This is a genomic window from Rathayibacter sp. AY1D9, from assembly GCF_002932395.1.
GTDB lineage: Bacteria > Actinomycetota > Actinomycetes > Actinomycetales > Microbacteriaceae > Rathayibacter.
Genome location: NZ_PSVQ01000004.1, coordinates 14,156 through 26,491, shown reverse-complemented (window position 1 = coordinate 26,491; position 12,336 = coordinate 14,156). Strand labels below are relative to the sequence as shown.

The window sequence follows — 12,336 nt, the reverse complement described above, 5'->3', positions numbered from 1 at the left end:
GCCCGGCGCCCTCCACAGACGGTCCGCAGAGAAGTTCCGACCTCGTGGCTTAGAGTGCCGCTCATGTCCCGCCGAGCCACCCTCTTCGCGATCCTCTCCGGGATCGTGGCCGCCGTCGTCGCCCTCGCGGCCGCCGAGGTCGTCGCGGTCTTCACCGGAGCGGGCGGCAGTCCGCTGGTCGCGGTCGGCGGCTTCGTCATCGACATCGTGCCCCCGGGCGTGAAGGACACGGTCATCGCGCTCTTCGGCACCGGCGACAAGCTCGTGCTGCTGGTCTCGATCGGCCTCGCGATCGCGCTGCTGGCCGTCGGCGCGGGAGTCCTCGAGTACCGCCGCCCGCCGTTCGGCGTGCTGCTGCTGGCCGTCGTCGCGGGCGCCGGTGCGCTCGCCGCCGTCAGCCGCGAGGGCGCGTCCGGGATCGACGCGGCGCCGAGCGTCGTGGGCATGGTGGCCGGTGCCGCGGTGCTCCGCTCGGCCTCCGTCCGCCTCCGCGGCTGGCAGGAGGAGCGCGAGAGCGACTCCCCGGACCGCCGGTCGTTCCTCCGCCTGGTCGGGATCGCCGGAGTCGCCGCGGTCGCCGCCGGCATCGGCGCCCGCTTCCTCACGTCCGCCTCCGCCGCCGTTACGGCCGTGCGCGAGGCCGTGTCCCTGCCGGCTCCCGCCTCGGCCGCCGCGCCCGTCCCGGCGGGCGCCGTGCTCGACGACATCGACGGCATCAGCTCCTACGTCACTCCCAACTCCTCGTTCTACCGGATCGACACCGCGCTCTCGGTGCCGTCGGTCGAGCCCGCCGACTGGTCGCTGAAGATCACCGGCATGGTGGAGGAGGAGATCGAGATCACCTGGGACGAGCTGCTGGCACTGCCGCTCGAGGAGCATCTGGTCACCCTGTCCTGCGTGTCCAACGAGGTCGGCGGCGACCTGATCGGCACCGCCCTCTGGCTGGGCTACCCGATCCGCGAGCTGCTGGCCCGCGCCCGGCCGACCGCCGGCGCCGACATGGTGCTCTCGCGGAGCATCGACGGCTTCACCGCCTCCAGCCCGCTCGACGTGCTGCAGGACGAGGACCGAGCGAGCCTGCTCGCCGTCGGGATGAACGGCGAGCCGCTCCCGGTCGAGCACGGCTTCCCCGTCCGGATGGTCGTCCCCGGCCTGTACGGCTACGTCTCGGCGACGAAGTGGGTCGTCGAGCTGAAGGTCACGACCTTCGCGGAGGACCTGGCGTACTGGTCGACGCGCGGGTGGACCGAGCGCGGTCCGATCAAGATCGAGTCGCGGATCGATGTGCCGCGCCAGGGCCAGCCCGTCGAGGCGGGGACGGTCGCCGTGGCGGGAGTCGCCTGGGCGCCGCACACCGGCATCGCGAAGGTGGAGGTGCAGATCGACGGCGGCGCCTGGCAGGAGGCGCGCCTCGCCGAGAAGGTCACCGCGGACACGTGGATCCAGTGGGTGCTCGAGTGGGACGCGACGGTCGGCGACCACGTCGTGACCGTGCGCGCCACCGACGCGGACGGCACGGTGCAGACCACGGTCGAGCGCCCGCCCGCCCCCGACGGCGCCACGGGACAGCACCGCCGCTCGGTGTCCGTCTCGGAGCCGGCACCCGCGGGCTGAGGTCCGGGGGCCGCGACCCGGCCGCACTGTGATCGACCCGCGGCGGACCGCTCAGGCGGCACCGCCTAGGCTGGATCCCTATGGCACATCTGCTGGGCGCCGAGGCGCTGCGACTCGAGTACCCCACACGCGTGATCTTCGACGACGTCTCCCTGGGGATCGAGGAGGGCGACCGCATCGGGATCGTCGGACGCAACGGCGACGGCAAGTCGACCCTCCTGCGCCTGCTCGCGCAGCGCATCGAGCCGGACAGCGGCCGCGTCACGCACCGCCGCGGCGTCACGCTCGGGATGCTCGACCAGGCCGACACGGTCGACGAGGACCTCACCGTCGCCCAGGCCGTCGTCGGCGGGCTCCAGGAGCACGAGTGGGCGGGCGACGCGCGCACCCGAGACGTGATCGCGGGCCTGCTGCGCGACGTCCCCTGGGACGGAGTGGTCGGCTCCCTCTCGGGCGGCCAGCGGCGCCGGGTCGCCCTCGCGAAGCTGCTCGTCGGCGACTGGGACGTCGTCTTCCTCGACGAGCCCACCAACCACCTCGACGTCGAGGGCATCGCCTGGCTCGCCGAGCACCTCAAGCGCCGCTGGGCGGCGTCGTCGGGCGGGCTCGCGGTCGTCACCCACGACCGGTGGTTCCTCGACGAGATCTGCACCGCCACCTGGGAGGTGCACGATCGCCTCGTCGAGCCGTTCGAGGGCGGGTACGCGGCGTACATCCTGCAGCGCGTCGAGCGCGACCGGATGGCGTCGACCATGGAGGCCAAGCGCCAGAACCTGATGAAGAAGGAGCTCGCCTGGCTCCGGCGCGGCGCCCCCGCCCGCACGGCCAAGCCCAAGTTCCGGATCGACGCCGCGAACCAGCTGATCGAGGACGAGCCCCCGGTGCGCGACTCGGTCTCGCTCTCGCAGCTCGCCGTCTCGCGCCTGGGCAAGGACGTCGTCGACCTGCTCGACGTCACCGTCCGCTACGGCGAGCGGACCGTCCTCAACCGCATCGAGTGGCGGATCGCGCCCGGCGAGCGCACCGGCATCCTGGGCGTGAACGGCGCCGGCAAGTCGACCCTCCTCGGCCTGGTCGCGGGCAGCGTGGAGCCGACGAGCGGCCGGGTGAAGCGCGGCACCACCGTGCGCGTCGCGATCCTCGACCAGCAGCTGCGCGAGCTGACCGGTGTCCAGCACCGGCCCGTCCGCGAGATCATCGCGGAGCAGCGCACCAGCTACTCCATCGGCGGCAAGGAGATGACCCCGGGCCAGCTGCTCGAGCGGCTCGGCTTCTCGAGCGCGCAGCTCTCGACGCCCGTGAAGGACCTCTCGGGCGGTCAGCGCCGGAGGCTCCAGCTCCTGCTCATCCTGCTCAGCGAGCCCAACGTGCTGATCCTCGACGAGCCGACCAACGACCTCGACACCGACATGCTCGCCGCGATCGAGGACCTGCTCGACTCCTGGCCGGGCACCCTGCTCGTCGTCTCGCACGACCGGTACCTGCTCGAGCGCGTCACCGACCAGCAGTACGCCGTGATGGACGGCGCGTTCCGCCACCTGCCCGGCGGCGTCGAGCAGTACCTCGACCTGCGCCGCGCGCTCGAGAAGGGCGCGCCCGCGGCGGCCTCGTCGGGCTCCTCCTCCGGCGCGCCGGCGTCGAGCGGACTCGCGGGGGCCGAGCGCCGCACCGCCGAGAAGGAGGTGTCGGCGATCGACCGGCGCCTGCACAAGCTCACGCAGCTGACGAAGACCGTGCACGAGAAGATGGCGACGCACGACCAGGACGACTACGACGGGATCCTGGCGCTCAACGCCTCGCTCCGCGCCTACGAGGACGAGGCGGCAGAGCTCGAGATGCGCTGGCTGGAGCTCTCGGAGCAGCTCGAGGGCTGACGCCGGTCTCCTCCGCCGCTCCGGCAGCTGTCCCGTACCGCGTGGGCGGGACGCTGTAGCGGGCCCGGGCCGACCGGCTCAGCCGAAGTCGAGGGAGAGCTTGCGGAGGAGCTGCGCCAGCCGCTCCTGCTGGGCGTGGGTGAGCGCGCCGAGCAGCTCCTGCTCCGCGTCGACCAGGCGGGTGATCGCCGCGTCGACCCGGGCGAGCCCCGACGGCGTCATCTGCACCAGCACGCCGCGCCCGTCGTTCGGGTCGTCGAGGCGCTCGACCAGGTCGCGCTCGACCAGCCGGTCGATGCGGTTGGTCATGGTGCCGCTGGTGACCATGGTCGCCTGGAGGAGCTGCTTGGGGCTCATCCGGTAGGGCGCGCCCGCGCGCCGCAGGGCCGAGAGCACGTCGAACTCCCACGTCTCGAGCTCCGACCGGCCGAAGGCGCTGCCGCGCGCGCGCTCGAGCTGCTTGGCCAGCCGGCGCATCCGCGAGAAGACCTGGAGCGGCGTGAAGTCGAGATCGGGCCGCTCCCGGACCCAGGCGTCGACGATCCCGTCGACCTCGTCATTCGCACTCACCCGTCCATTGTGGCGGCTGGGCGGCTCGGGGGACGCCGGGAGGCGGGGACCTCCCGGGCCGCCGTCGTCCGCCCGAGCGGCGGCCGCCCGCGCCCGAGGCGGGGCCGGGGGCGCGGGGATGGCAGGATGGACGGCGCGCGATCGCGCGGTCCGCCATGGTGTAACGGCAGCACGGCAGCCTTTGGAGCTGTCCGGTCCAGGTTCGAATCCTGGTGGCGGAGCGGCACCAGGACGGTGCGCTCACGGAGGAGAACGCGAAGAACATGGCAGACAGCACGCTCGCCGTCGTGATCCTGGCGGCAGGCCAGGGCACCCGCATGAAGTCCCGCACCCCGAAGGTCCTGCACCGCCTCGCCGGGAGGCCGCTGCTCGGGCACGTGCTCGACACGGCCGCCTCGCTCGACGCGGCGCACGTCGTCACCGTGGTGCGCCACGAGCGCGACCGGGTCGCCGAGGCCGTCCTCGAGCACACGCCCTCCGCGCTGGTGGTGGACCAGGACGAGACGCCCGGCACCGGCCGCGCGGTCGAGCAGGGCCTCGCGGCGCTCCCGGAGTCCTTCGCCGGCACGGTCGTCGTGCTGAGCGCCGACGTCCCGCTGCTGGACGCGCCGACCCTCCGCCGCCTGCTCGACGAGCACCTCGCCGCGGCGAACGCGCTCACCATGCTCTCCTGCGTGCTCGAGGACCCGACCGGCTTCGGCCGGATCGTCCGCGGCGCCGACGGAGCCTTCGCCTCCATCGTGGAGCAGAAGGACGCCAGCCCCGACGAGCTCGACCTCACCGAGATCAACGCCGGCGTCTACGCCTTCGACGCCGCCGCGCTCCGCTCGGTCATCGGCGCGATCGGCACCGAGAACGCCCAGCGGGAGAAGTACCTCACCGACGCCGCCGCCGCGCTCAAGGCCGCCGGCCGCGCGATCGAGGCCGTCCCCGTGCAGGACCGCTGGCTCGTGGCCGGGATCAACGACCGCGCCCAGCTCGCCGACGCGGCGCTCGAGCTCAACGCGCGCATCGTGCGCCGCTGGCAGCTCCAAGGTGTCACGATCCAGGACCCGGCGACGACCTGGATCGACGTGGACGCGGTCCTCGCCCCGGACGTCGAGATCCTCCCGGGCACGCAGATCAAGGGCCCGACCGTCATCGCCACCGGTGCGGTCATCGGCCCGGACACCACGCTCGACTCCTGCGAGGTCGGCGAGGACGCGGTCGTGAAGCGCTCCGACGCGACGCTCGCCGTCATCGGCGCGAAGGCCCAGGTCGGCCCGTTCTCGTTCCTCCGCCCCGGCACCGTGCTCGGCGCCCGCGGCAAGATCGGCACCTACGTCGAGACCAAGAACGCCGTCATCGGCGAGGGATCGAAGGTCCCGCACCTCTCCTACGTCGGCGACGCGGTCATCGGCGAGGAGTCGAACATCGGCGCCGGCTCGATCTTCGCCAACTACGACGGGGTGAGCAAGGCGTCCTCCGTGGTGGGCTCGCACGTGCGTGCGGGGTCGCACAACGTCTTCGTCGCCCCCGTTAGAATCGGTGACGGAGCGTACACGGGCGCCGGCACGGTCATCCGCAAGGACATCCCCGCCGGAGCCCTCGGGATCACCGTCGCTCCGCAGCGCAACATGGCCGGGTGGGTGCAGACCCACCGTCCGGGCACCGCAGCGGCCGACGCCGCCGAGGCGGCCCTGGCGTCGGATCCCACCGGATCCGACCAGGCGCCCACCGGAGGAAGCGGAGCACAGTGACCGGCATCACCGCCAGCAACAAGAAGAGCCTGGTCCTCGTCTCGGGGAGGGCGCATCCGGCACTGGCGGAGGCGGTCGCCGCCGAGCTCGGGACCGAGCTCGTCACGACCGAGGGGCGCACCTTCGCCAACGGCGAGCTCTACGTCCGCTACGGCGAGTCGGTCCGCGGAGGCGACGTGTTCGTCCTCCAGTCGCACACGTCCCCGATCAACGAGTGGCTGATGGAGCAGCTGATCATGGTCGACGCGCTCAAGCGCGCCTCCGCCAAGCGGATCACCGTGGTCGCCCCCTTCTACCCCTACGCGCGCCAGGACAAGAAGGGCCGCGGCCGCGAGCCGATCTCGGCCCGCCTCGTCGCCGACCTCTTCAAGGCGGCGGGAGCCGACCGGATCATGTCGGTCGACCTGCACGCGGCGCAGATCCAGGGCTTCTTCGACGGCCCCGTCGACCACCTCTTCGCGATGCCGGTGCTGCTCGAGCACTTCCGCGAGAAGCTCGACCCCTCGACCCTCACCATCGTCTCGCCCGACATGGGCCGCGTCCGCGTCGCCGACATCTGGAGCGACAAGCTCGGCGTCCCGCTGGCGATCATCCACAAGCGCCGCGACCCGAAGGTCGCCAACCAGGTCTCCGTCCACGAGATCGTCGGCGAGGTGAAGGGCCGCGTCTGCCTCCTCGTCGACGACCTCATCGACACCGGGCGCACCATCGCGAAGGCGGCCGAGGCGCTGAAGAAGGCGGGCGCGATCGGCGTGGTCGTCGCGGCCACCCACGCCGTCTTCTCGGACCCGGCGGTCGAGCTCCTGAGCTCGGAATTCATCGACTCGGTCGTCGTCACCGACACCCTGCCGCTGCCGGCGGAGAAGACGTGGGACCGCCTGACGATCCTGCCCATCGCTCCGCTGCTGGCCCGCGCCATCCACGAGGTCTTCGACGACGGCTCCGTGACGTCGATGTTCGACGGCGACGCGTAGGACCCCGCGCCCCGGGTGCGTCCTGCACCGCGCCCCCGGGTCCCGCCCCGGCTCCACCGCCTAGGGTGAGGCCGTGCCCCAGCGTTCGGATGCGACCCTCGCCCTGGCGGCGGTCTTCCTGGTCTGGTCGCCGGCCGCCGCCGCGGCGGGCTGGTGGCTGCTCCTCGGGCTCGCTGTCGCTGCGGCCGCCGCGGCCCTGAGCGCCGTCGCCGATGCCGGGCGCACCGTCCACGACGGCCCCTCCTCCGAGTGGCTCGGGATCGTCGGGCGCGCCTTCGCCTCGGCCGCGCTGGCCCTGACCGCGGCCCAGTCGGTCCTCGGGGGAGCGGCCCGGCCCCTGGCCGTCCTGCTGCTCGTGGCCGTCGCGCTCTTCGGCCTGCGCGGCGGGCGCCTCCCCGCTCGCCCGGTCCTGCTCCTCGTCGGCGCGGTCGTCGTCCTGCTGGCCGCCGCCGCCGTGATCGTGCTGGCGTCCCCTCCGGACCCCGCGCCGCTCGACCCGCTGCGCGACGGAGGGCCGCTGGGAGCCGGCACCGCCGCGGCCCTGCTCCTGATCCTCCTGCCGACCTCCCGCTCCGGCGCGGTGACGGCTCTCCACCCCGCCCTGCTGCGCATCGGGATCGCCACGGCGGCCGCCGCCGCGCTCGGTACCGGTCTGCTCCTGGCGGCCGGTCCCGAGGTCCTCGCGTCCTCGGAGACCCCCCTGAGCGCTGTCACCCGGGGCACGCCCGCGTCCGGGCTCGTCGGGGCCGCCGCGGTGATCGCGGTCCTGCTCGCGCTCCTCGACCTCGGGAGGAGGGACGCGCGCGCCCTCGTCCGTCTCGCCGGCGCGGGGGAGATCCCGGCGGTGCTCGCCACCAGGAACCGCAGGACCGGCGTGCCGGCGGCGGCCCAGCTCGTCCTCTGCCTGGTCGCCGTGCTCGCGGTCGTGATCCTCGACGCCGACGCGCTGCTCGCCTTCGCCGTGGCCGCCCTGCTGGTGGCGACCATCGTGCGGCGCCTCGACCACGGAGCGGCCGGGGCGAGCGGGCCCGCCCTCGCGTCGGCCGCGGTCTCGCTGCTGCTCCTGCTCGCCCTCCCGGCGGCCACGGCGGCCGCCGCAGCGGTGCTCCTGGCGGCGCTCCTGATCGCGCGGGCGTTCCGGACCTGAGGGGTCAGCCGGCCCGGGCGTCGAGCGGCCGCTCGGGGAGCCGGACGCCACCGCCCGGCTCCGCTGACGACGGGGGAGCTCCCTCCCCAACGCGGAAGGCGCCCCCGCCCGAGGATCCGAGGATCCTGCAGGCGGGGGCGCCTTCCCGTGCGACGCGGGTCAGTGCGTGGAGGGGTCCTGCTCGACCTCGGTGCGGTCGCCCGACCACAGCGTGTGGAAGGTGCCCTCCTTGTCGACGCGCTTGTAGGTGTGCGCTCCGAAGAAGTCGCGCTGGCCCTGCACGAGAGCGGCCGGGAGGCGCTTGGAGGCGAGCGAGTCGTAGTACGACAGCGCGGCGCCGAAGCCGGGGATCGGCACGCCCGAGAGCGCGGCGGTCGAGACGATGCGGCGCCAGGCGGCCTCGCCGTTGGCGACGGCCTCGGCGAAGTACGGGTCCTCGAGGAGGGTCGTGATGCCGGCGTTCTCGTCGTAGGCGTCGACGATGCGGTTGAGGAACTGGGCGCGGATGATGCAGCCCGCGCGCCAGATCTTGGCGACCGCTCCCTTGTCGATCTCCCAGCCGTACTTCTCGGCCCCGGCGATGATCGCGTCGAAGCCCTGCGAGTAGGCGACGACCTTGGAGGCGTAGAGCGCGGCGCGCACGTCGTCCTCGAAGCCCTCGTACTTCTCGACCGGGGTCGGGCGCGAGGTGACGCGGGCCTGCACGGCCTCGCGCTGCTCGGGGTGGGAGGACACGGCACGGGCGAAGACGGCCTCGGCGATGCCGCCGACGGGGACGCCGAGGTCGAGCGCGTTCTGCACGGTCCAGACGCCGGTGCCCTTCGAGCCGGCCTGGTCGAGGACGACGTCGATGAAGGGATTGCCGGTGTCGGCGTCGACCTGGCGGAGCACCTCGGCGGTGATCTCGATGAGGTACGACTCGAGGTCGCCCTTGTTCCAGGCGTCGAAGACCTCGGCGATGGCGGCGGGCTCGTGTCCGCCGACGGTGCGGAGCAGGTCGTACGCCTCGGCGATGAGCTGCATGTCGGCGTACTCGATGCCGTTGTGGATCATCTTGACGAAGTGGCCGGCGCCGTCCGTGCCGATGTGGGTGACGCAGGGCTCGCCCTCGGCGACCGCGGCGATCGACGAGAGGATCGGGCCGAGGGTCCTGTAGGACTCGACCGAGCCGCCGGGCATGATCGACGGGCCCTTGAGCGCGCCCTCCTCGCCGCCGGAGATGCCGGTGCCGACGAAGTGGATGCCGGTCTCGCGGACGGCCTTCTCGCGGCGGATGGTGTCGGTGAAGAGCGCGTTGCCGCCGTCGACGATGATGTCGCCGGGCTCGAAGACCTTCGTCAGCTGCTCGATCACGGCGTCGGTGCCGCGGCCGGCCTGGACCATGATGATCGCGGTGCGCGGGGTGGCGAGCGAGGCGGCGAAGTCCTCGATGGTCTCGGAGGCGACGAAGCCCGCCTCCGGGTGCTCCGTGATGAGGGTCTCGGTGCGGCCGTAGGAGCGGTTGAACACCGCGACCGTGTTGCCCTCGCGGCTGGCGAGGTTGCGGGCGAGGTTCGAGCCCATCACCGCCAGACCGACGACTCCGATGTTGGCTGTGGCGGTGGGCTTGTCAGACACGGTTCTCCTCGACGTTCGCGTTCAGGGGCGAGCCCAGGCTAGCCCCGGGTCGCTCCGGGGAGCCCGGGTCCGAGCCGTCTCCCGGCTGCACATCGGTCGTGCGGCGCGCGCACGGTCTTGCGCGCGCCGCGACGACCGCGACCGGAGCCGGTCAGGCGCCGTGGCCGAGGGGGACGCGCTCCGACGGGATCGGCGGCGGCGGGGGAGTGCCGTCGCCGAACGGGCGGCCGCCGAGCTCCTCGCGGCGCGAGGGGACGAGCCAGCCGGAGAGGTCCGGGCCCTTGGGGACGACGCCGGTCGGATTGATGTCCCGCTGCACCTCGTAGTAGTGCGACTTGATGTGGGTGAAGTCGATCGTGTCGCCGAACCCCGGAGTGGCGAAGAGGTCGCGGGCGTAGCCCCAGAGCGCGGGCATCGCCGACAGCAGGTTCCGGTTGGCCTTGAAGTGGCTGTAGTAGACGGCGTCGAAGCGGGCGAGCGTCGTGAAGAGCCGCACGTCCGCCTCGGTGATGGTGTCGCCGACCAGGTAGCGGCGGGTGCTCAGCCGCTCCTCCAGCCAGTCCAGCCGCGCCCAGAGGCGGTCGTAGGCCCGATCGTAGGAGCGCTGCGACCCGGCGAAGCCGCACTTGTAGACGCCGTTGTTCACGTCGTGGAAGACCAGCTCGGCGATCTCGTCGATCTCCTCGCGGTGCTCCTCGGGGTAGAGGTCGGGGGCGCCGTCGCGGTGGAACGCGGTCCACTCGGTGGAGAAGTCGAGCGTCATCACCGGGTAGTCGTTGGTGACGACCTGGCCGCTCGGGATGTCCACGAGGGCCGGGACGGTGATCCCGCGCGGGTAGTCGGGGAAGCGGGCGAGGAACGCGTCCTGGAGGCGGGGGATGCCCAGCACCGGGTCGACCCCGCCCGGGTCGAGGTCGAAGGTCCAGCTGCGCTTGTCGTGCGTCGGCCCGCAGATGCCCATCGAGAGGGCGTCCTCGAGCCCGAGCAGGCGCCGCACGATCACGGCGCGGTTCGCCCACGGGCAGGCGCGGGAGACCACGAGGCGGTAGCGTCCCGTCTCCACCGGGTACCCGTCGCGACCGTCGGCGGTGATCCGCGTCGGGATGTAGTTCGTGTCGCGGTGGAAGCCGTTCTTCTCGACGTAGGAGCCGAAGTCGTCGCTCGTCATACCCGCACGGTAGGCGGTCCGCCTGGACGTCCGGCTCCGAGTCCGGCGGCGCGACCGCCTGCTGGCGGGCGGCCGCGATGCCGGGTAGGATCGGCAGCTGAACTTCGGCGAGGGATGCACGTGCATCCGTGATCGACGCGGTGGAAGCAGGCGAGGCCCCCACGGGGCGCCACGGACTTCTCCTCACGCTGACATGCGTTCGAGTCGACAAACCGTCCGTGGCCGCAGGCCACGACCCGATCCGGTGGCGTGCGCGCCGCCCAAGGAGAACATCATGGCTGAACTGACCAACAAGGTCGTCGTCGAGGTCCGCACCTCGTTCGGCAAGGGCGCCGCCCGCAAGATCCGCGCGCAGGACAAGATCCCCGCGGTCCTCTACGGCCACGGCACCGAGCCCCAGCACCTCACCCTCCCGGGCCACCAGGTGCTCCTGCTCACCCGCAAGGCGAACGCGATCCTCGAGCTCGACATCGAGGGCGCCGCGCAGACCACGCTGGTGAAGGACATCCAGCGCGACCCGGTGCGCCAGATCATCGAGCACATCGACCTCGTCGTCATCAACAAGGGCGAGAAGGTCGAGGTGGACATCCCCGTGCACGTCGAGGGCGACGCCGCTCCCGGCACCCTCGTCTCGATCGAGTCGAACACCCTCTCGCTCGAGGTCGACGCCACGCGCATCCCGCAGAACATCGTCGTCTCCGTCGAGGGCCTCGAGGCCGGCACGCAGATCACCGCCGCCGACGTCACGCTCCCCGAGGGCGCCACGCTGGTCACCGACGCCGAGGTGCTCATCGTCAACGTCACCGCCGAGGTCGAGCAGGACCTGGGCGAGGACGACGAGACCCCGGCCTCGGGCGACGTCGTCGCCGAGACCGCGGAGTAGTCCGCACCACCCCGGGAACGGGCCCGCTCGCAGCCGCGGCGGGCCCGTTCCGCGTCCGGCGGGGACCCCCCCCGCCGCCCCCGAGGAAGAGGAACGACATGGGTGACACCTGGCTGGTCGTCGGACTGGGCAACCCGGGCGCGCAGTACGCGCGCAACCGGCACAACGTCGGCCAGATGGTGCTCGACGAGCTCGCGACGCGGATCGGCGGCTCGTTCCGCCGGCACAACCGCGCCAACGCCGTGGTCGCCGAGGGCTTCCTCCGCCCGGGCGGACCGAAGCTCGTGCTGGGCAAGCCCAACAGCTTCATGAACCTCTCCGGCGGGCCGACGGCGCAGCTGCTCGACTTCTACTCGGTCGACCCGGCGCACCTGATCGTCGTGCACGACGAGCTCGACATCCCCTTCGACACCCTGCGCCTCAAGCAGGGCGGCGGTCACGGAGGGCACAACGGCATCCGCGACATCCTCGCGGCGACCGGAGGAGCCGAGTTCCTGCGCGTGCGGGTCGGCATCGGCCGCCCGCCGGGCCGCCAGCAGGCAGCCGACTTCGTGCTGAAGGACTTCGCCGGCCCGGAGCGCGAGGCGCTCCCGATCCTGGTCTCGGACGCCGCCGACGCCGTCGAGCTCATCGCCGACTCCGGCCTCTCCGCCGCCCAGCTGAAGTTCCACACCAGCGCCTGACCCGCCCTCCACCGAGGGGACCCCGGACGGCGAGGGAGACTGCAGCTCCGGGCTTCCTCGACGGTTC

The 12,336-nt window shown here is 72.8% G+C and carries 10 protein-coding genes and 1 tRNA gene; 8 read left to right on the top strand and 3 right to left on the bottom strand.

Annotated elements, in window-relative coordinates; all coding sequences use genetic code 11:
* Positions 1 to 63 precede the first annotated feature (63 nt).
* Positions 64 to 1,614: a molybdopterin-dependent oxidoreductase gene (locus tag C5C50_RS03555; protein ID WP_104272843.1), complete on the top strand. Its 1,551-nt coding sequence runs from the start codon at positions 64 to 66 to the stop codon at positions 1,612 to 1,614.
* 80 nt (positions 1,615 to 1,694) lie between these two features.
* Positions 1,695 to 3,488, top strand: a complete 1,794-nt coding sequence (locus C5C50_RS03550) for an ABC-F family ATP-binding cassette domain-containing protein (protein ID WP_104272842.1) — start codon at positions 1,695 to 1,697, stop codon at positions 3,486 to 3,488.
* Positions 3,489 to 3,566: 78 nt separating this feature from the next.
* Here the strand turns inward: C5C50_RS03550 and C5C50_RS03545 are convergent, their stop codons facing one another.
* On the bottom strand, positions 3,567 to 4,058 hold the full coding sequence (locus tag C5C50_RS03545) for a MarR family winged helix-turn-helix transcriptional regulator (RefSeq protein WP_104222340.1): 492 nt from the start codon (positions 4,056 to 4,058) through the stop codon (positions 3,567 to 3,569).
* A 149-nt stretch (positions 4,059 to 4,207) separates the two neighbouring features.
* Between C5C50_RS03545 and C5C50_RS03540 the strand changes: the two genes are divergently transcribed.
* The 4 genes from C5C50_RS03540 (at position 4,208) to C5C50_RS03525 (ending at position 7,918) form a co-directional block, all read left to right on the top strand.
* Positions 4,208 to 4,279: transfer RNA gene (locus C5C50_RS03540), tRNA-Gln, on the top strand.
* 42 nt (positions 4,280 to 4,321) lie between these two features.
* The gene (glmU, locus tag C5C50_RS03535; RefSeq protein ID WP_104272873.1) at positions 4,322 to 5,797 is read left to right on the top strand and encodes a bifunctional UDP-N-acetylglucosamine diphosphorylase/glucosamine-1-phosphate N-acetyltransferase GlmU; all 1,476 of its coding nucleotides are present in this window, start codon (positions 4,322 to 4,324) and stop codon (positions 5,795 to 5,797) included.
* Positions 5,794 to 6,771: a ribose-phosphate diphosphokinase gene (locus tag C5C50_RS03530; protein WP_104250639.1), complete on the top strand. Its 978-nt coding sequence runs from the start codon at positions 5,794 to 5,796 to the stop codon at positions 6,769 to 6,771. The genes glmU and C5C50_RS03530 overlap by 4 nt, the downstream gene beginning before the upstream one ends.
* Positions 6,772 to 6,844: 73 nt before the next feature.
* Complete coding sequence (locus C5C50_RS03525; protein ID WP_104272841.1) at positions 6,845 to 7,918, top strand: hypothetical protein; 1,074 nt, start codon at positions 6,845 to 6,847, stop codon at positions 7,916 to 7,918.
* Between the two features lie 159 nt (positions 7,919 to 8,077).
* Here C5C50_RS03525 and gndA read toward each other — a convergent pair whose 3' ends face one another.
* Both gndA and C5C50_RS03515 read right to left on the bottom strand, forming a co-directional pair.
* Positions 8,078 to 9,535, bottom strand: coding sequence for an NADP-dependent phosphogluconate dehydrogenase (gene gndA, locus C5C50_RS03520; protein WP_104233684.1), 1,458 nt, complete (start codon positions 9,533 to 9,535; stop codon positions 8,078 to 8,080).
* 151 nt (positions 9,536 to 9,686) lie between these two features.
* Positions 9,687 to 10,703, bottom strand: coding sequence for a glutathione S-transferase family protein (locus C5C50_RS03515; RefSeq protein ID WP_104272840.1), 1,017 nt, complete (start codon positions 10,701 to 10,703; stop codon positions 9,687 to 9,689).
* A gap of 274 nt (positions 10,704 to 10,977) precedes the next feature.
* On the opposite strand from C5C50_RS03515, the gene C5C50_RS03510 reads away from it, so the two are divergent.
* Both C5C50_RS03510 and pth read left to right on the top strand, forming a co-directional pair.
* Positions 10,978 to 11,586, top strand: a complete 609-nt coding sequence (locus tag C5C50_RS03510; protein ID WP_104238997.1) for a 50S ribosomal protein L25/general stress protein Ctc — start codon at positions 10,978 to 10,980, stop codon at positions 11,584 to 11,586.
* Positions 11,587 to 11,684: 98 nt separating this feature from the next.
* Positions 11,685 to 12,269 (top strand): aminoacyl-tRNA hydrolase, encoded by a 585-nt coding sequence (gene pth, locus C5C50_RS03505; protein ID WP_104233681.1) that lies wholly within the window; start codon positions 11,685 to 11,687, stop codon positions 12,267 to 12,269.
* The last annotated feature ends 67 nt before the right edge of the window (positions 12,270 to 12,336 follow it).

Bases quoted from the DNA above. Each gene is read 5' to 3' on its own strand.
- C5C50_RS03555 (WP_104272843.1), top strand. From the start codon at position 64: ATGTCCCGCCGAGCCACCCTCTTCGCGATCCTCTCCGGGATCGTGGCC.
- C5C50_RS03550 (WP_104272842.1), top strand. From the start codon at position 1,695: ATGGCACATCTGCTGGGCGCCGAGGCGCTGCGACTCGAGTACCCCACA.
- glmU (WP_104272873.1), top strand. From the start codon at position 4,322: ATGGCAGACAGCACGCTCGCCGTCGTGATCCTGGCGGCAGGCCAGGGC.
- C5C50_RS03515 (WP_104272840.1), bottom strand. From the start codon at position 10,703: ATGACGAGCGACGACTTCGGCTCCTACGTCGAGAAGAACGGCTTCCAC.
- C5C50_RS03510 (WP_104238997.1), top strand. From the start codon at position 10,978: ATGGCTGAACTGACCAACAAGGTCGTCGTCGAGGTCCGCACCTCGTTC.
- pth (WP_104233681.1), top strand. From the start codon at position 11,685: ATGGGTGACACCTGGCTGGTCGTCGGACTGGGCAACCCGGGCGCGCAG.